This is a genomic window from Algoriphagus locisalis, from assembly GCF_900116615.1.
In the GTDB taxonomy this organism is placed as follows: domain Bacteria; phylum Bacteroidota; class Bacteroidia; order Cytophagales; family Cyclobacteriaceae; genus Algoriphagus; species Algoriphagus locisalis.
Map to the genome: position 1 here is coordinate 189,930 of NZ_FPBF01000005.1, position 18,336 is coordinate 208,265.

The following is an 18,336-nucleotide window of genomic DNA, read 5'->3' on the forward strand; positions in this document are numbered from 1 at the left end:
CTCGATTTATTAATATGCGTAGCATTTGGTAGTCGTGATAGTATAGCTAATTGTTACGCCTAAGAAGTAGTACCAATCCTTGTCATAGGCATTACCAAAATTGATTCCGAAGGGACCGTCAGGATTATTGGGATCCTGAAATCTTGGAATTACCGGCTCTGTACTATCTATTTTGTCTAAGTAATCTGTAAAGGTAGGACGGAAGCCTAATTCAGCTGCCAAAGTCCATCTATCATCTAGTTGGTACTTGATTCCTCCTCCGAAAGGGATAACCAAGGTTCCAACGTTATACTTTGTAGAAACATTAAAGGCATAGGTATTACCCTTCGCAAAAGCGTAAGTATAGCCTATCCCAAAGAATGCGTATGGAGAAAAGCGGAACTCTGAATTCCTTGTCAAGTAGTCTAGGAAATTAAATTCCATAACTGCCGAAGCCTCTATTATTCCAGCTCTAAACCTCCCATCTCTGACCTGAGCCAAACGATCTATTGGTTTGATACTATCTGCCGCATTCAGAAAAGCTGCACTACCGGCTACTCTCAATGACCACACATTGTCAAAATTTCTCTTGCCAAACAACGTGCCTTGAAGTCCTAATTGACCGGGGTCGATTTTCCGAATGATATCGCCGCTGTAAGCAGCTACTCCAATCCCGCCGCCTATATCGTATTTCTGCGCTTTGATTTCTCCGGTAATCCCGAGAAAAAGCATGGAAATGATAAGTAAGTAGTTGAAAATCTGAAAATTGACCTTTTTCAAGACGCTGCAAGATATGAAGTACCTAACGTTTAAAAAACGCATCTCAGTATTTAGCGGGTTAATAATTGTTAAGCTCAAATCGGCTAAGTCTTAAGGACATTGAATCAATTTCTCATGTCAAATCCCCAGTTGAGCTTTTGTCTTAGTGTGTCAAAGAAATTATAATGAGGCAACTTTACCAATTTTGCAGAAAACTTTTCCTTCTTCACACTTAGCTTTACTTCAGAGGAAATTGACGTAGATCGTGAGTCCAAAGATATTAAGAATTTTTCTGCCCTGCCTTCTATTTCAAAACTGATCTCACTTTCATCTGATACTATGATGGGGCGTACGTTCAGGTTATGCGGGCTTACTGGGGTAATTACAAGGTTTTTAGCTTCTGGTGATATTAAAGGCCCACCACAACTTAAGGAATAACCAGTAGAACCTGTAGGAGTAGAGACAATCAGCCCATCCGCCCAATAACTGTTCAGGTACTTGCCATCAATATACGTATGGACCGTAATCATGGATGAGGTATCCCGTTTGTGAATTGTGAATTCATTTAGCCCGAAATTTAAGCCATTGAATAACTTTCGATGGCTCTGTAGAGAAATCAATGTTCTGCTTTCCAACTGGTAATTTTCAGTAGCTAAATCTGTTATGGCATCTGCAATTTTCTCTTTGGCTACAGTGGCTAGAAAGCCAAGCCTTCCGGTGTTCAATCCTAAAATGGGAACTTCAAGATCACCTACCAAGGTCACGGCATCCAGTAAAGTGCCATCTCCACCAATGGAAATCACAAAATCCATAGCTGCCATGTCTTCCCTGCTTTCCAGCATCCAATAATTCAGCGCCTTATTGCCATGCATGCGAAGCTGCCGATCAAATTGCTCAGTGGCGAATATTTCGAATTGATGCTTGGTGAGTTCCTGGAAAAGTGACTGAACGTCTGAAAACAGTTCTGCTTTCAGTGCTAAGCCATGAAGTGCGACTTTCATGTACTAAATATCTAAAAATCTTAACAAGTTACCGATTCTATCCTCTTCGCTGCTTACTCCGGATTCCTCCTGATAATGATCGATGATCTTATACCCAAAGCGCTCAAGTGTGGCTTTGATATGTCGAAGTTCGGTTTGATCGAGTTTTAAAGTGAGTTTGATCTTACTATCATCCAAAGGATCAGTGGTGATAAATGAGCTGAGTACCTTTGTATTCTCAGATTCGATGATTCTTGCAATTTCCGATAAACTATAATCAGTCATACTCATGGATAGAATCACTACACTTCCCTGAGATTTGATAGAGAGGCTATCTGCAAAGGCGGAAATAGAATCCTCCATCGTCACTATACCTAGGTAATTTGAATCCCTGTCCAAAACGGCTACAATATTTGAGTTTTGCTCAGAGCTGACGCGGAGTACGTCATAAATATGCTTGTCGGAATAGACCCAGCAATGCGGATTGGCAGGAGCCACATCTGCGATTAATGTTTCTGGGTTATTTATTTCAAAAATCGTTTCTTCTTTGATGAGGCCCAGAAAACTTCCCTGATCGATAATTGGAAGTACATCAGTTCTGATTTCTTCCATCCAGGCCAGAGCCATTCCGGTTTTGTCAGAAAGCTTCAAGGGGGGAATCAGATTATTGATGTATTCGTAGGCGTGCATAGAAGAAAGATAGGGAATGAAATTAGATTATTAAAACGCGAGCGCAGCTAATCTTGTTCATTTTGGATGAAATAAGCCGAGGTTTCTCCTGTTTTACAGAAAGAAATTATTGTAAATAATCCCGAGGATGACACCTCCGGCTATGATTAATGGAGAAGATATTTTGGTAAACTGAAGCAATACATAGGTACCTAGGATAAATACAATATTCAACCCATTTGCTTCTAGAGGCTCAAATAGTAGGTAGGCCGCGGCGATTAGCATTCCGCAGGAAACAGCATTTATTCCCTCCAATGCAGCGCGTACCGGACGATATTTTTTCAGCTGATCCCAAAATCTGATGACAAAGAAAATAAGGAAAATCCCTGGAAGGAAAATCCCTGCTGCCGCAATAAATCCTCCCATAAAGAAACCTGCTGTCCCGAATTCCCGCATAGATAGCGCTCCTACATAAGAAGAAATACTAAATGTGGGTCCAGGAATCCCCTGGGAGATTGCATATCCGGTAAGAAATTCCTCTGAACTCAAAAAATGTTTGAAGTCCACAAACTCTGTGTATAAATAAGGTACGAGCACTTGCCCCCCGCCGAAGATCAAGCTTCCGTTACGATAGAAATTCTCAAAAAGAATTATGGGTTGATATTTGGTGACAGCTCCTAGTCCCGCAGCTAAAATTAGTACTCCGCCCCAGAGGTAGAAGTTTGCCCATTCGATTTTCAGTGGAGCTTCTTTCTCCAGCTTGGGTTGTTGCTTGTACTTTATTGAGGTACTTAGTCCACCAATAATTAGCAATACAGGGAAGATGTAAGGTGAACTATAGAAAAATGAAACGAATGCGGATATTAATACCAACACCATTGCCTCCGTAGTCTTGATCGTTTTACCGATTATTTTTTGCGCAGCGAAAATGATAAACCCGATAGCCATAGGCTGAATAAACCTTGCGAAATCCAATGCCCCAGGCGTATTTTCTTGGAGGAAATAAATGAGCATTGCCGCAAAAATCATAAGAAGGGTGGCGGGCAGAATCCAAACTAAAAGGGCAAGATAGGCTAAATTTGGTCCTCCCACCCGGTATGCGATCGCGCAAACCAATTGCGTAGAAGATGGACCAGGGAGCATATTGCAAAGTGCATTAAGCTCCCAAAGCTCATCTTCCAGAATGTAGGCTCTCCTTTTCACCATACGCTCAAGCAACATAGCAAGGAAAGCCTGTGGGCCTCCAAAGGCGGTAAGAGAAAGCGTGATGGTGTCTTTCAGAAATAGATAATATCGGACTTTCTTTACCGACATCCCTTATTTTCTCAGCCCTAGTTCGCGCAGTCGTTCTTCTAAGAATTCTCCGGCAGTAGCATCTTCAAATTGTTTTGGATGATCTGCATCTACGCAGCTCTCCAGGCAGGTAAGGTCCATTTCCGAGCGGGGATGCATAAAGAATGGTATGGAATATCGACTGGTATTCATTTTCTCCCGGGGCGGATTCACTACCCGGTGTATGGTTGACTTCAATTTTTTATTAGTCAGCCTCTCCAGCATGTCTCCTACATTTACTACCAATTGGTCTGGTAGCGCAGTGATCGGAATCCATTTGCCATCCATACGCTTCACCTGAAGCCCATCTGCACTTGCTCCCATCAATAAGGTGATCAGGTTTATATCCCCATGTTCCGCAGCTCTTACAGCGTCAGCAGGTACTTCATCAGGGTTTTCAATTGGGAAATAATGGATTTGTCTCAAAATAGAATTTCCATATGCTACTTTATCCTCAAAGTAATTTTCATCCAATTCCAGTGAAAGTGCAATTGCTTGAAGCATTGATTTCCCTGCGCTTTCAAGTGTGCGATACGCTTCATTTGCATCATTTTGGAACTCAGGAAGCTCAGAAGGCCAGATGTTTGGCGGATATTCTGATTTTACTGAATCTGTATCAGGAATTCGGCTGAGTTCTTGCCCCACATGATAAAATTCCTTTAAATCTCCGGTATTTCTGCCTTTGGCATGTTCTTTTCCCTTACCGGTATAGCCTCTTTGAAATCCAATTTCAGGTTTCTCGTACTTGGCTTTAATGTCGTCTGGAAGTTTGAAGAAATCTTTGATAGATCCATAAAGTCTATCTTGCAGGTCTTGGGATAAGCCATGGTTTTTAATCGCCACAAAACCAATGTTTTGGTAGGCCTCACCAAGCTTCTGTACAAATGCCGCCTTTTGTGCTGGGTTGCCCGAGGTAAAATCGGCTAAATCTAAACTTGGGATCTCATCAAATAGGATTTCCATTTGGGTATGTATTATAGTTCAACGTCTAATTTATCTTTAAAATTAAATATCTTTAATCTCAATTTACGCGCTGTATGAATAAATTCCTGACTTTACTCACATTCATTTGTCTTTTTGCAGCCTGTTCTTCCGAGAAAGAGAGAGTTAATGAAGCAGTAGTTGATTTGCCACAAAGTCAAGGAGCTGAAGCGGCTCCTGCTCCTCAAGTGAAATTCTTTCAATATGAAGATCAGGCTGCCTATCCGGATGCCATTCTTGAATTATATACCCCTTTGGGAAACCAGATTTTCAAGCCAGGCAAAGTTCCATTCGAATTTAATGTCAAAAACTTCCCTTTTGATTTAAATGAAACGCAGGAATTTAAGCTTTTCAATATTCTAAATGGCGGAGATCCAGTTGGATTTTATTCTCCCATTTTCCAAAGAGAGCTCAGCGAGGGTAGCTACCGGGTAGTGGCATATCTGGTCGATGAGGAAGGGTTTGCATTGAAAAATTTCGGGAATTACGTGGATAGAGATTTTCAGGTAGGTGATTCCAGGCCTTTTCCCTATTCAGCTGAGCCTTATTTGGTGTTGAATTACCCTAGGTCCGACCAGGAATATGAGGTCGGGACTGAGGTGGTTATTGATTTTTTGGTGATCGGTGGGGATATGAAATTAGATGCTCTCAAGGTTTCTATTCAGCTAAATGACTTCACCTATGAAATTGATCACATGGCGCCTGTAAGGATAGAAAATCTATCGGCAGGTACTTATCAGGTGAAAGTACGTTTACTTCGCGCGGATGGAAAAGAGCTGGATGGGCCATTTTCAAGTGTGAGTAAAGACATCATTGTTCGCTAACATGCTTATCTTTGGAACTTCAATTTCAAAGATTTTAAGATGCTTTTAGTTAATCAAATTCGAGAAAACTACGCCGGTGTTCTGGCCGGACTTCAAAAGAGAAATTTCCCAAATGCAGAAGCTGTACTGAATCAGGCAGTTGAGCTGGACGAGCTGAGAAAGTCCAGTCAGTCAGAGCGAGATCAGATACAAAGTGAGTCCAATGCGATTTCGAAGCAGATTGGATCTTTGATGCGTGAGGGAAAAGCTGAAGAAGCAGTCAAAATCAAAGAGAAAACAGCCGAGCTAAAGATTCAGATCAAAGACTTGGAAGATCAAACTTCTAAAGCTGAGGAGGATTTGAAAGTATTGCTTTATACGATTCCTAATATCCCTCATTCTTCTGTTCCAGCCGGAAAAACAGCTGAAGACAATGAAGTGGTTTTGGATAATGGAGTAATTCCTACCCTTCATGCTGATAAACTCCCACACTGGGACTTGATCAAGAAATACGATATCATTGATTTTGATCTCGGCAACAAGATATCCGGTGCTGGTTTTCCTGTTTATAAAGGAAAAGGTGCTAGACTTCAGCGGGCGTTGATCAATTTCTTCTTGGATGAAGCACTGGCTCAAGGGTATTACGAGATCCAACCGCCAATATTGGTGAATGAAGACTCTGGTTACGGTACAGGCCAGCTTCCGGATAAGGAAGGTCAAATGTATTACGTTGATGCGGATAACTTGTATTTGATCCCAACTGGAGAAGTTCCAATCACGAATATTTACCGGGATGTGATTCTAAATGAAGAGGATCTTCCAATCAAAAACGTGGGTCATTCACCCTGTTTCCGTAGAGAAGCCGGAAGTTGGGGTGCACATGTGAGAGGTCTTAATAGACTTCATCAGTTTGATAAAGTGGAGATCGTACAGATCACTCACCCGGACAAATCCTATGAGACACTAGAGGACATGAGCAGTTATGTGCAAGGGCTTTTGCAAAAGCTTGAATTGCCTTACCGTGTGTTAAGACTTTGTGGAGGTGATATGGGCTTTACTTCAGCGCTGACTTACGATATGGAGGTGTTTTCTGCTGCTCAAGAAAGATGGCTGGAAGTAAGTTCTGTATCCAATTTTGAAACCTACCAGTCCAATCGCTTGAAATTACGATTCAGAGGAGCCGACAAGAAAACGCAATTAGCCCATTCCTTGAATGGATCTGCTTTGGCACTGCCTAGAATAGTAGCTTCTATCCTGGAGAACAACCAGACTCCGGATGGTATCAATATGCCGAAAGTGCTGCATCCATATTTAGGGTTTGATAAGATTTCTTAATAAGAGGAAATTTGACTGCTAAACAGATTTAGGTCCAAGCCAGCCTGGCATCGGACAAGTCTGAAGGCCTTGGACCAGAGGTATGAAATTGAAAAAGCGTGAAGAGCTGATCTTCACGCTTCTTTTGCCTTATGCCTTGATTCTAACGTCTTAAGTCTCCCTTACCCAACATTTTCCTCAAAAAGTCTATCCAGCGTTTCTTCAAGATTCTCAGCAGCCCCAGCATGAGGTCTTGAGGTTTGGATAATAGAACTTCTGACCGCCGTTAGCCATCTGAATCTTGATGCTAAATCCATTGTTGCGATATTTCCTCCATTGACCGCTCCAGCGCATATTTTTTCAAAAGAAGCCAAGTTAAGCGCTATCATTTCTACATCTGCCAGCGGGTCAAGTGCCAAAAGTTTCTTTTCATCCAAATGAATTTTGCAGCCCAGAAAATTTCTTTTCCAATGACAGATCACTACCCCAACATTGATGAATTCTTCCCTTTCCACCCGTGGTACTACACGGATGATCGCATATTCATATAAGTGCTGTTCTTGCATCTTGAGCTTCTTTTATGAATTGATCGGAATAGGAAAGGCGGAGATTCAGGAAGTCTTGGTAAACTGCTTTCACTTCATTGGCATCTTCGGAATCACCTCCTGCGAGGAGCCACTCCTCAGGAATTGTGTTGACGATACTTTTGATTTTATCTAGTGTCAAAATCTTTTTGAATGTTTCATTCACTGCTTCAAGTTCTGAAGCCACAGGAAGTAACACATGGTTTTTTATGATGGGAAATGGACCTTCTGCATTTTTCTTCCAGTTGACCCAGGCATGCTGAAACAGAAAGGAAGCGCCATGGTCAATCAGCCAAAGCTCTCGATTCCAAATCAGCATATTCGTGTTTCGAAATGTTCGATCCACATTGGTGATAAACATGTCCAGCCAAACTATTTGTGAAGCCAAATATGGATCAGTAGTCATGGCAACTGGATCGTAATTGATCGCACTTGATAAAAAATGTAGCGCAAGATTCAACCCCTGACTTCCTTTGAGTAAGTCTTGGATTTCCTCATCACCCTCTGATCTGCCAAAAGCAGGATCCAAATTGGCGAATACCAATTCAGGTACTTTCAGACCTAAAGTTCGAGCAATTTCGCCACCCAGTAATTCAGCAATAAGTGCTTTTTCTCGCTGCCCAGCTCCTCGGAATTTCAAGACATATTTGAACCCATCATCCGCATCAGCTAATGCAGGCAAAGAACCTCCTTCACGTAGAGGAAGTATGTATCGCGTAACGTTTACGGTGCGAAGATTTAATTTATTCTCCATTGATGCTTTTTGATCCAGCTTGCTTGCCTAAAGTTAAAGAATCTGATTCAGATCAGTTCTTCTACATGTTTTTGGATATTAGAAGACAATTTTCCCATGGGTAAGTCATTTGCATCTGTCCCGAAAGGCTCTTCAATCTCTTCAGCTACAAGCTCCAAACTCGCTAACACGTAAAATATAAATGTCACAATAGGTGCTGCATAATAACCCAGGGAGAATACATAGCCCAAAGGCAAAGTGGTAACGTAAGCCAAGATAAATTTCTTGATAAAAGAGCTGTAAGAATAGGGGATTGGCGTATTCTTGATTCGTTCACATGCTCCACAGATATCTGTGAATGACATCAGTTCCAAATTCAACACAATTAATTGATCACCTGTAATTTTTTTGGCTTTATAGAGATCATTTACCTTAGCAAACATGAGCTTTGCTATCTGGTTGGGCACATGTTTTTCCGGATCAATTTCAGGTTTGATTTCCTCGTCCTGTTTATCGTCCAGCATATAGAGTGTTACTTTGGATTGCAGGTGTTCCTTGAGTGCAAAGGCATAGATGGGAATAGTTCTGCGGAAAAATTTCCGGGTTTCTTCATCAGAATCATCCAGCATTCCGGCTAGCTTCAGTGCGAGATTTCTGCTGTTATTGACTAATTGTCCCCAAAGCTTTCGGCCTTCCCACCATCTGTCGTAGGCGGTGTTTGTCCTAAAAACCAGTAGCATGGAAATCACAAAGCTCAGGAGACTATGCATAATTGGGATGTTCTGCACCCAGCTGTTTTCTCCAATCTTCAGGTAATCGATCTCCAGCCAAGCGATCCCAAGTGAGTAGGCAAAAATAATAGCCATAAAAGGGCCTAGCTTTACAAGCGTATCAGATTTTTGGATCAAAAAAAGGACCTGAAACCATTCCTTTGGGTTGTATGCTTTCATGTGTTTATAATTAATTTTTAAAGGTCACATGGAATCTCGCATGGTGAATAATCATTCCTCTGTGTGTCACCGAAGGGAACATGCTCGATTTCATATGACTTTGAAAAGATAGTGTGGGTGGAGACCGGAAAAATAAGAATTATACTACTAGTATCACAAGTGGGGATTTTCTACTTCTGCGAAATCAACTGCTGATGAATTTTTAAGACTTGAGGTATTAATAGCTTGTTATCGGTATTTTTAATCACAAAATCAGCTAATTCATTTTTCTGTTCGTCTGGAAGTTGCTGATTGATGATCTGGTTCACTTGCTCTTCACTACGATGTGGATCGCGCATCAATGTTCTGGAAATCCGAACTTTCAATGGAGAGCTCACATTTATTACATGATCTAAGGTTTTATTTCCTCCGCTTTCGAAAATCAATGCTGCTTCTTTCAATACATAGGGAGTGTTTTGCTCGGCTGCCCAATTCATAAAATCTTTCCCAACAGCTGGATGAACTAGGGAGTTTATTTTCTTGACTTTCTCAGGATCAGAGAACACCGTTTGTGCCAAAAAGCCTCGGTTTAATTTACCTTCAACATCATAAGCCTCCTCTCCAAAGGCATCCCTAATCTCAGTTTTCAGCTGTTTATCATTTCCCATTAACCACTTCGCTCGATCATCTGCCGAATAGATGGGAATCCCAAGTATAGAAAAGATCTTGGCTACAGTTGATTTTCCAGATCCAATTCCACCGGTAATGCCTACTAGAATGGGTAAGCTATTGCTCATAGTTGAGTTTTAAGAGTGCAGGCTGGGCTACAACTTGTTCTAAAAAATCAGGCATAGGCCTCACTTGCACAGCGATGGTGCTGTCTTCCTTGTTTCTTTTGTAATAATCCAAAACAGCTTCGAATTCTAACTCTTTCAATTCGGCTGACTTACGCTCATCGACTAAATAAGAAATCATAATTACCACTTCCTCATTCTGCAAGGTGACAGCGTTAGGGAAGTTTACTTTTTTGATTTTAAGTCGCTTATTCCCTTCTAGGAATTCAACCACTTCAAATTCAACTTGAACTTTTTGCTGCTCCAACGATACGTGATCACCCAGATTTTTTGGTATGCTGAGCTCGATCTCTTTATTGATGGATTTGTTGATTCGATTTTCATCTAAGAGTATGGGGAAGCTTTTCAAACTATCTAAAACCGAGCTAGGTCCTGTGAGTGCAATAGTAGTTGGAGTGAAAGAAACCGGTCCGATCACTCTAAAGTTTTTACCCATAGAGAAGCTTGTGGAGTCTAGGACTGGCATTACCTCTACGGTTTTTATTCTGTCGATATTGAATTTTAAAGAATCTTGAAGAACTGAATTGAGCTGAGTGGGGGAGAGGAACTCACCAAGAGATCTTTTGAGATCCGCTGTGAGTATGTGGTTTTTGGTAGCTGGATTAGAAAGCTCCACTGGGTAAGAGTCACTATTGAAGTTGAAATATTTCCTAAGCAGATCCCAGCCATTTCCAGAGATTTCTATTTCCACAGTTTTGGGTAGCTCAGTTACAGCTACGTATTGATCCTGGTCGTAAACAAACTCAATTGGAAAATCGACAACAGTATTATAATCGTCCTTATTAAGGGCGTTTAAAATCCAAAAAGTGGTAGCTGCTGCGATGCAGAGGACTACCACTTTCAGATTAGAGAGTTTTTTAGGAGAAATCCTTTTAGAGGATTTTTTAGTTTCCGGCAAAATTCAATTTATTTTTTTGTTTCTGGTTTTTTGGAGAAATCCAAAGAGATCGCAGATTTTTCAACTTTGACTTTTAGGCCTCGGTCCAATTCGAGCATCACAGTATCGCCCTCTACGGAGCTTACTTTGCCATGAAGGCCGCCAATTGTTACTACTTCGTCCCCTTTTTTGATTTCTTCAATAAATTTTTTGCTTTCCTTTTGTTTCTTTTGCTGTGGTCTGATCATAAAGAAATACATGATCAAAATGATAGAACCGAAAAGGAAAACCTGTCCTAAAATTCCACTACCACCTGCGGCAGCCTGAGCTAATACTGTTGAAATCATAATTATCGTTTAACTGGGCCAACTGGTGCTGCAGCGCCAGCCGCTTTAGGAGTAACTGTACCTTTCAATCTTAATCTAGTGACAGCTGGGTTAGTGTTTGCTTGAATGCTCACTGTAGGTGCTTGAGCTCCTGATTTAGCAGCTGAATTGAATACCACTTTCACGAATCCTTCATCTCCTGGCTTTACTGGTGCTTTAGACCAGTCTGGGCTGGTACATCCACAAGATGCAGTGATGTTGGATATTACCAATGGAGCTTGTCCATTGTTTGTGAATTTGAAGATGTGCTCCACTACTTGGCCTTCATTGATCACACCAAAATTGTACTCTTCTTCCGGGAAGGCAAAAGAACCCAAAGTAGATGGGTCAGCCACCTGGGTCGCTTGAGCATTTACAGGTGTTGCTGTCGGGGTACTGGTTTCTAATTGAGCGATTTTTTGTTCAAGTGCCGCAATTTTCGCGTCTTGATCACTTTTTTGGTTACATGAAGTTCCCAAAGCAAGCATGACGGAAAGTACCGCCACATTTATTACGTTGATTCTCATCTTTTTGTATTTTTTGATTAGAAGATCATCGGAAATCCTGCTTGATCGGAGATTCTTTCTGAGTGAGAAAGTTTCCTCTTATCTGATTTCAAATGGTGTTAGTTGTTTCCTTGGTTGATTTGATCTATTAACTTATTAACGTCGCTAAGAAGATTTTCCGCTTTGTTTTTCGCTTCGGAGATTACACGCTTTCCTTCAGTTTTCGCTTCGTTCAGGTGCATTTCTTTTCCATCCACTAAATCATCAATTAGCTCTTCTAACTCTTTCTTGTATTTAGAAAGTTTAAAAGAAAGACGATCCCGGGTATTGGTTCCGGTATCTGGGGCAAAAAGTACTCCCAGTGCTGCACCAGCGCCAGCGCCAATTAGGAATGCGATGAGTGAATTACTGCTCTTGCTCATAGTTATATTATTTATTGTCCAAAAGTCCTCTACCGCTCTTACGGATTTCTCCGCTATCGGTTAGCTCTTTCGCCATTACATCCAATAATCCGTTCACGAATTGCTTACTTTTTGGAGTGCTATAGGTCTTGGAGATGTCGATATACTCGTTGATACTTACTTTGACCGGGATGCTGGGAAAATTTTTCATTTCCGCTATTGCCATTGAGATAATTACTTTATCTGTGAACGCAAGTCTGTCGATATCCCAGTTTTTCGTTTTTTGAGTGATAAGAGCCTTACTGTTTACATCATTTTCAATGGTGAAGTTAAAGATATTTTGAAAAAACTCCTTATCCTCATCCCAGTTCATGGCGATCTCAGGCATTTGGCTTTCATTTTCCTCGTTGAGATTAGCCGCGTTTTTCAAAACTTTGGATGCTAAGCTCCTTACCACCGATTTATCTTCCGTCCAGTTTAGGTCTTTTTCAGAAAAGAAATTTAAAATGACCTCATTTTTGAAAATAACTTTCTTCAGTAAATCATCTACCAAGTCAAAATCCTGAGTAACCGTAGGGCTTTCCAATTGCAGGTATTCCTGGTAGTATTCTGATGGCTTGATATAGTCTCTGAACCATTCTCTAATTTCCAGTTCCACATCATCCAAGTGCACATTATATCTAGCAATGGCTCCTTGGTATAGGTTAGATTCCCGTAGGGTGCGTAAGACCTGGTTGTTTGGGAAATTTAGTTCATTGCCAAATCCAACCGGGTTATTTCCTGCGAATTTCTTCTTCTTTTCAATCTCTTTTTCTACATGCTTCGCAAAAGCCTGCAATAGTTCTATTGCCAATAAATATAGCTGCGGGATTCTCTCCGCAGAGACTACCATGTTTTTCAAAAGAAACTGGTGATCTTTTTCATTTGCGTCGTGGTACTTTTTCAGAGCATCCAACACCACATTCTTCACTTTCTGGCTTGCATCGCTAGCTTTAAGCAAATCTTTTGAAATGAGGTTCTGTTCGAATAGCTTGATTGCTTCCTCAGCTTCTTTGTTTAGTGCGGTTTTATCCTGCACTTCCATACTGTTCAGGTCCGGCATAAATGAGGCCCGGATAAAATCTTTCGACAGGTTTAGGTTGGAACCTTTGCACTGCTCGTATGCATAGAGGTTTTGAAAAGCCTTTACTCTGAGTATTCTTCTGTTTAGCATGTCTTCGAAATGAGTTGCAAATATAGGTAATTTGAGATGGCTATCATCTAGATAGATGAGACAAAAAAACCACCGAAAGCCATTTCCGGTGGTTTTGATTAGGATGTATAGAAAGTTAGAAAGAAAGCTTCACTCTTCCGATCGCTTCAATTCTGGCTTTTGCTGTCTCGATAGCTGCTTGCTGTGCTGGAATATTTTCATTTTCTGATTTATTCAAAATGCCTAAGCAAGTGTCATAGATTTTCTCGGTTTGCTTATATACAGTATCTCTATTGTAGCCACCGAAGTATTCCGCACCTACATTGATCACACCGCCGGCATTGATCAGGAAGTCAGGAGCATAGACGATTCCCTTTTCTACTAGAATCTTACCGTGCTTTGCTTCGTCTTTCAATTGATTGTTTGCTCCGCCTGCGATGACAGCACACTTTAATCGGTCAATCGTCTCATCGTTAATAGTAGCACCTAGCGCACATGGAGAATAGATGTCCATTTCCAAGTCATAAATCACATTAGGATCAACTACTTGCGCGCCTGTTTTTTTGGCTACAGCCTGTAGTTTGTCTTCGAAAATATCTGTCACTAGCACATTGGCACCTTCTTTTACCAAGTAGTCTATCAAATATTTTCCTACTTGGCCTACCCCTTGGACACCGATTCTTTTTCCTTGCAAGGATTCTGACCCAAAGGCTTTTTTGGCAGCAGCCTTCATTCCCATGTAAACACCATACGCGGTAACTGGAGAGGGGTCTCCACCGCCACCTTTGATCTCAGGAAGTCCAGTGACATGACGGGTCTCCAAGCCAATGAATTCCATGTCAGAGGTGTTCATGTTTACATCTTCCGCAGTCACATACCTACCGCCTAGACTCTGCACGAATCTGCCGAAACGTCTTAGGAAAGCTTCGTTCTTTAATTTTGGATCGCCCAAAATCACTGCTTTTCCACCGCCCAAGTTTAGACCTGCCAGTGCATTTTTGAAAGTCATCCCTCTGGAAAGACGGAGGACATCTGTAATCGCTTCCTCTTCTGAAGCGTAAGGCCACATACGGGTTCCGCCCAGTGCAGGACCCAGTGTGGTGTTGTGAATTCCGATCAATGCCTTTAGGCCTGTAGCTTCATCATGGCAAATCACCAATTGCTCGTGATCCATCGTGGTGATTTGGCCAAAGATTGAACCTTCACGTACTGTTTCGGTAGCTTTAATCTCTAACATGTGAACTTAGCTTTTTAGAATGTGTTATATTTGGGTACTCCTTGCGATTGGGGCCGATACAAAATTAAATACTTTTATTGGCCTTCAAAGGATTAATATACCCAGTTTTCCTAATCTAATTTCTTCATTTTAAAATTTTTATTTGGTGAAACCACTTTGGCGACTCAATAAGTATTTATTTAAATACAAGGGCTTAATCCTTTTGGGGATACTTTTTACGGTGATTTCTAACATTTTCGTAATTATCCCTGCGCAACTAGTCCGACTTGCCATAGATTATGTGGTTGAAAGTTTTTCTATTTATAGGCCTCTGGAGCAGGGAGAAATGGGCGGTCAGGCTCAAGATATTTTTCTAAAATTCGTCTTTGTATTTGGAGTTTTGATCTTAGTGATGGCTTTGCTAAGAGGGATTTTCCTGTTTTTCATCAGGCAGACACTCATCATCATGTCCAGAAAAGTGGAATATGATATGAAGAATGAGATCTACGACCATTACCAAAAACTTCCACTGAGTTTTTATAGAAAAAATAGTACAGGGGATCTGATGGCCAGAATCACGGAGGATGTGAGCCGCGTTCGGATGTACCTCGGCCCGGCGATTATGTATGGTTTGAATCTCTTGATTCTTTTTCCTCTAGTGATAACTTATATGATCACGGTCAATCCTATTCTTACTCTTTATGCCTTATTACCACTGCCAGTTCTTTCACTGAGTATCTATTATGTGAATAATATGATCAATGAGAGATCTGAAAAGATTCAGCGAAGTTTGAGTGGGTTGAGTACGTTTGTTCAAGAGGCATTTTCAGGAATTAGAGTCCTAAAAGCTTTCGTCAGAGAAAGTGACAGTGCCAATGATTTTGCGACAGCTAGTGAAGATTATAAGGTGAAGTCTATTCGACTGACTCGCGTAAATGCCTTGTTCTTTCCTATCATTATGGCGCTAGTGGGAGTTTCGACGATCATTACGGTCTATGTAGGAGGGCTACAGGTGATCAGTGGGGAAATAGGCTATGGTGTGATCGCCGAGTTTATTTTATATGTGAATATGCTGACTTGGCCCGTTACTTCGCTTGGCTGGGTGACCAGTATTGTGCAGCGCGCAGCCGCTTCCCAGACCCGGATCAATGAATTTCTGGATGAGAAAAATGATATACTCAGTACCGATGATATTAAAACGTCACTAGTAGGTACCGTAGAAATGGAGCATGTATCCTTCGTGTATCCTGAATCTGGAATCAATGCCCTGAAGGATGTAAGTTTTAAAATCAAAGAAGGGCAGACACTCGGAATAATCGGGACCACAGGGTCTGGAAAATCAACCATTGCTAATCTATTGATGCGCATGTATGATCCTACCTCTGGTGTGATTAAGGTAGATGGAAAACCAATTGATTCGCTTTCGATCTCGGATTTGAGGAGGCAAATTGGCTATGTGCCACAGGATGTTTTCTTGTTTTCGGATAGCATAGGAAACAACATTGCCTTTGGCATTGAAGAATCGGATCCTAAGATTATAGAGCAGGCGGCGAAAGATGCAGACGTGTATCAAAACATCGTGGACTTTCCAAAGGGATTTGAAACCATGCTTGGTGAGCGTGGAATAACACTTTCCGGAGGGCAAAAGCAGCGGGTTTCCATCGCTAGGGCAATAGCTAAAGAGCCGAAGATTCTTATTTTGGATGATTGTCTCTCTGCGGTGGATACCAAAACAGAGAATGTGATCTTGACAGCGCTCAAGAAAATCATGCAAGACCGTACCTCTATTATTATTTCACATAGAGTTTCCTCAGCTAAGCTAGCAGATCAGATCATCGTATTGGACGATGGGGAAATAGTGGAGCAGGGAAATCATACCTCTCTGATGGCTCAAAAAGGAGTGTATGCTGAGCTTTATGAAAAGCAGACTCAGGCAGGGGAATCGGTTGATAATTAGTGTTTTCTTTCGAAATTCTTTCTGAGTAAAGAAGCATTCTGGAAAAAGTAAGTAACTTGAAAAGTATCAGTTCATCTTAAAATTTTTGGTTATGGAAGAGAAGAAATCCACCACTCAGGATATAGAAAAAGTACTTAAGGAAATTGGGGACAAAATCGAAGAGTTGGTAAAAAAGGGAGCTGAAGCCGGTTCGGATGCAAAAGAGGATATAGAAAGGAAAATCCAGGATCTAAAAGATAATAAAACGACATTAGAAGCTGAATTCAAAAAAGGAAAGGAGATTCTAGAGCGGGAATTTAGAGAGCGAACGGATGATTTCAAGCCTAAATTGGAAGAATCCAAGGGGTTTTTGAAGGAAGGGTTAAAGCAGATTGGGTTAGCGATCAAAACCCTATTGGGCAAGAAAAAGAGTTGAAAGAATAATTTACTTAGAAATTAAAAAAGGCCCGAGATCAATCAATCTCGGGCCTTTTTCGTCACTTTTCAGCGAGTGCATTGCATCGATCATAAGCTGGGTCAAGATCTATGAAAATATCTTCTTTGGCTGTGACAAACCATTTGCTAAGCAGCTCTTCTTCTTTTTTGCGAAGTGTTGCTGCTTTTAGCTTTTCGTAGTCATCATTCATATTTGCTCTGTGAGCAGGGTATTTTGCCTTGTAGTATAGGATTCGGACTTTCTTTCCTTCTCTTGGATCGTCAAATTGCATAGGCTTAGTGATCTGGCCTACCTGCATGGTATCTATCATAAAGAATAGAAGAGGGTCTTCAAGGGTTCTCAGGGAAAGGCGGTTTGAATTGTTGGAAGGATCTGTGAAAAAACCTCCGGCATCAGAGGTAGTTCTGTCATCAGAGTAATCTTTTGCTGCTTTGGCAAAATCCATTCTGCCCGCTTCTATCTCGGTTTTGAGACTGTCTAGGTATCGCTCAGATTTTTCTATATCTGCTGCTGTAGCTTTAGGAGACATGAGAATGTGCCTGGTATTGTAGGTATTGTCCTTCTTTTCCAGAAGTTGGATGATATGAAAGCCATAATCAGATTCAACAGGATCAGATATCTCACCTTGTCTGAGTGACAATGCTGCTCCTTCATACTCCGGAACCATTTGACCCCTTGAAGAAAAGCCCAAATTACCGCCATTTGCAGCTGAGCCTGGATCTTCAGAATAGCGTCTCGCCAAATCAGCAAAATCAGCTTTGCCCTCGGCAATATCTTTTTTGAATTGCACCATTTGTTCATAAAGCGCTTGCTTGGTCTCTGGATTTACTTCCGGTTTTATTACGATTTGTCCCACGGTAGCCTCAGAAGTAAAAAGAGGAAGGGAGTCAGTGGGAATACTATTAAAAAATTCTCTGACATCATTCGGAGAAACAGTCAAGCCTTCGGTGATCTGAGTTCTCATTCGCTGCACAATCAATTGCTCCTTGATCACATCCTCGATTTCAGCTTTAAGTTGATCGGCAGTTTTACCATAGGCCTCTACGAGGGTGTTTTCGTCACCGCCAAACTGCTGAAGCACCATTGCGAATCGCTGTTCGGTCTGGAGCATCACCTCTGCGTCTGTCACGATCACTGAATCGACCTCTGCTTTGGCTACCATCAGTTTGTTGATCATCAAGGATTCAAATACTTGGCACTTGGTTGGGGATGTCTGTCCTTGCTGATTTTGGGACAAAGCTTCCAAATAGGCTTTTTGAACGTCTGATTCCAGTAAAATATAGTTGTCCACTTTGGCGACAATTTTGTCAAGAACCTGACCGGTAGTAGGTGCTGCTTCTTGAGCAAAAGATGCGGTGATCAGCAAGTTGGCTATTAAAGTGAATGTTAGTCGGTTTAGCAATTTCATTTGTTTATAATTTGTTCTTTAACGGTCATGTGCCAGCCCAGCTGACAACAGTCTGACGGGA

The 18,336-nt window shown here is 41.4% G+C and carries 20 protein-coding genes; 4 read left to right on the top strand and 16 right to left on the bottom strand.

Annotated features, from left to right (window positions below; translation table 11 throughout):
• Positions 1–9: 9 nt before the first annotated feature.
• The 5 genes from porG to BM386_RS14845 form a co-directional block, all read right to left on the bottom strand.
• Positions 10–759 carry a type IX secretion system protein PorG gene (gene porG, locus BM386_RS14825; protein ID WP_091695720.1) on the bottom strand — a complete coding sequence of 250 codons (750 nt, stop codon included), beginning with the start codon at positions 757–759 and terminating at the stop codon, positions 10–12.
• Between the two features lie 104 nt (positions 760–863).
• A complete protein-coding gene (locus BM386_RS14830; RefSeq protein ID WP_091695722.1) occupies positions 864–1,739 on the bottom strand; it encodes an NAD kinase in 876 nt (291 codons plus the stop codon).
• A gap of 3 nt (positions 1,740–1,742) precedes the next feature.
• Complete coding sequence (locus BM386_RS14835) at positions 1,743–2,408, bottom strand: CBS domain-containing protein (protein WP_091695724.1); 666 nt, start codon at positions 2,406–2,408, stop codon at positions 1,743–1,745.
• A gap of 93 nt (positions 2,409–2,501) precedes the next feature.
• Entirely contained in the window at positions 2,502–3,701 is a 1,200-nt protein-coding gene (gene chrA, locus BM386_RS14840; RefSeq protein WP_091695725.1) for a chromate efflux transporter, read from the bottom strand.
• A 3-nt stretch (positions 3,702–3,704) separates the two neighbouring features.
• The gene (locus tag BM386_RS14845) at positions 3,705–4,682 is read right to left on the bottom strand and encodes an isopenicillin N synthase family dioxygenase (RefSeq protein WP_091695727.1); all 978 of its coding nucleotides are present in this window, start codon (positions 4,680–4,682) and stop codon (positions 3,705–3,707) included.
• A 74-nt stretch (positions 4,683–4,756) separates the two neighbouring features.
• On the opposite strand from BM386_RS14845, the gene BM386_RS14850 reads away from it, so the two are divergent.
• Both BM386_RS14850 and serS read left to right on the top strand, forming a co-directional pair.
• On the top strand, positions 4,757–5,524 hold the full coding sequence (locus BM386_RS14850; RefSeq protein ID WP_091695728.1) for a hypothetical protein: 768 nt from the start codon (positions 4,757–4,759) through the stop codon (positions 5,522–5,524).
• Between the two features lie 39 nt (positions 5,525–5,563).
• Positions 5,564–6,838, top strand: a complete 1,275-nt coding sequence (gene serS / locus BM386_RS14855) for a serine--tRNA ligase (protein WP_091695730.1) — start codon at positions 5,564–5,566, stop codon at positions 6,836–6,838.
• Between the two features lie 161 nt (positions 6,839–6,999).
• On the opposite strand, the gene BM386_RS14860 is transcribed toward serS, so the two are convergent.
• The 10 genes from BM386_RS14860 to BM386_RS14905 all read right to left on the bottom strand — a co-directional run bounded on the left by BM386_RS14860 (position 7,000) and on the right by BM386_RS14905 (position 14,495).
• On the bottom strand, positions 7,000–7,383 hold the full coding sequence (locus tag BM386_RS14860; protein WP_091695732.1) for a DUF3037 domain-containing protein: 384 nt from the start codon (positions 7,381–7,383) through the stop codon (positions 7,000–7,002).
• Positions 7,361–8,155, bottom strand: coding sequence for a HipA family kinase (locus BM386_RS14865; protein WP_091695734.1), 795 nt, complete (start codon positions 8,153–8,155; stop codon positions 7,361–7,363). Before BM386_RS14865 ends, BM386_RS14860 begins: the two co-directional genes overlap by 23 nt.
• Positions 8,156–8,202: 47 nt before the next feature.
• Entirely contained in the window at positions 8,203–9,084 is an 882-nt protein-coding gene (locus BM386_RS14870) for a bestrophin family protein (protein WP_091695735.1), read from the bottom strand.
• A gap of 170 nt (positions 9,085–9,254) precedes the next feature.
• Complete coding sequence (coaE, locus tag BM386_RS14875) at positions 9,255–9,860, bottom strand: dephospho-CoA kinase (RefSeq protein WP_091695737.1); 606 nt, start codon at positions 9,858–9,860, stop codon at positions 9,255–9,257.
• A complete protein-coding gene (locus BM386_RS14880; protein ID WP_091695740.1) occupies positions 9,850–10,815 on the bottom strand; it encodes a YbbR-like domain-containing protein in 966 nt (321 codons plus the stop codon). Before BM386_RS14880 ends, coaE begins: the two co-directional genes overlap by 11 nt.
• 8 nt (positions 10,816–10,823) lie before the next feature.
• Entirely contained in the window at positions 10,824–11,141 is a 318-nt protein-coding gene (gene yajC / locus BM386_RS14885) for a preprotein translocase subunit YajC (protein ID WP_091695743.1), read from the bottom strand.
• Positions 11,142–11,143: 2 nt separating this feature from the next.
• Positions 11,144–11,686: a DUF1573 domain-containing protein gene (locus BM386_RS14890; protein ID WP_091695747.1), complete on the bottom strand. Its 543-nt coding sequence runs from the start codon at positions 11,684–11,686 to the stop codon at positions 11,144–11,146.
• A 98-nt stretch (positions 11,687–11,784) separates the two neighbouring features.
• Positions 11,785–12,087 carry a YtxH domain-containing protein gene (locus tag BM386_RS14895; RefSeq protein ID WP_091695749.1) on the bottom strand — a complete coding sequence of 101 codons (303 nt, stop codon included), beginning with the start codon at positions 12,085–12,087 and terminating at the stop codon, positions 11,785–11,787.
• A gap of 7 nt (positions 12,088–12,094) precedes the next feature.
• The gene (nusB, locus tag BM386_RS14900) at positions 12,095–13,279 is read right to left on the bottom strand and encodes a transcription antitermination factor NusB (RefSeq protein ID WP_091695752.1); all 1,185 of its coding nucleotides are present in this window, start codon (positions 13,277–13,279) and stop codon (positions 12,095–12,097) included.
• Between the two features lie 115 nt (positions 13,280–13,394).
• On the bottom strand, positions 13,395–14,495 hold the full coding sequence (locus tag BM386_RS14905) for a Glu/Leu/Phe/Val dehydrogenase dimerization domain-containing protein (RefSeq protein WP_091695756.1): 1,101 nt from the start codon (positions 14,493–14,495) through the stop codon (positions 13,395–13,397).
• 145 nt (positions 14,496–14,640) lie between these two features.
• Between BM386_RS14905 and BM386_RS14910 the strand changes: the two genes are divergently transcribed.
• Both BM386_RS14910 and BM386_RS14915 read left to right on the top strand, forming a co-directional pair.
• Positions 14,641–16,431 (top strand): ABC transporter ATP-binding protein, encoded by a 1,791-nt coding sequence (locus tag BM386_RS14910; RefSeq protein WP_091696134.1) that lies wholly within the window; start codon positions 14,641–14,643, stop codon positions 16,429–16,431.
• A gap of 91 nt (positions 16,432–16,522) precedes the next feature.
• The gene (locus BM386_RS14915; protein WP_091695759.1) at positions 16,523–16,846 is read left to right on the top strand and encodes a hypothetical protein; all 324 of its coding nucleotides are present in this window, start codon (positions 16,523–16,525) and stop codon (positions 16,844–16,846) included.
• Positions 16,847–16,907: 61 nt separating this feature from the next.
• Here the strand turns inward: BM386_RS14915 and BM386_RS14920 are convergent, their stop codons facing one another.
• Positions 16,908–18,275: a peptidylprolyl isomerase gene (locus BM386_RS14920; RefSeq protein WP_091695761.1), complete on the bottom strand. Its 1,368-nt coding sequence runs from the start codon at positions 18,273–18,275 to the stop codon at positions 16,908–16,910.
• Positions 18,276–18,336 lie beyond the last annotated feature (61 nt).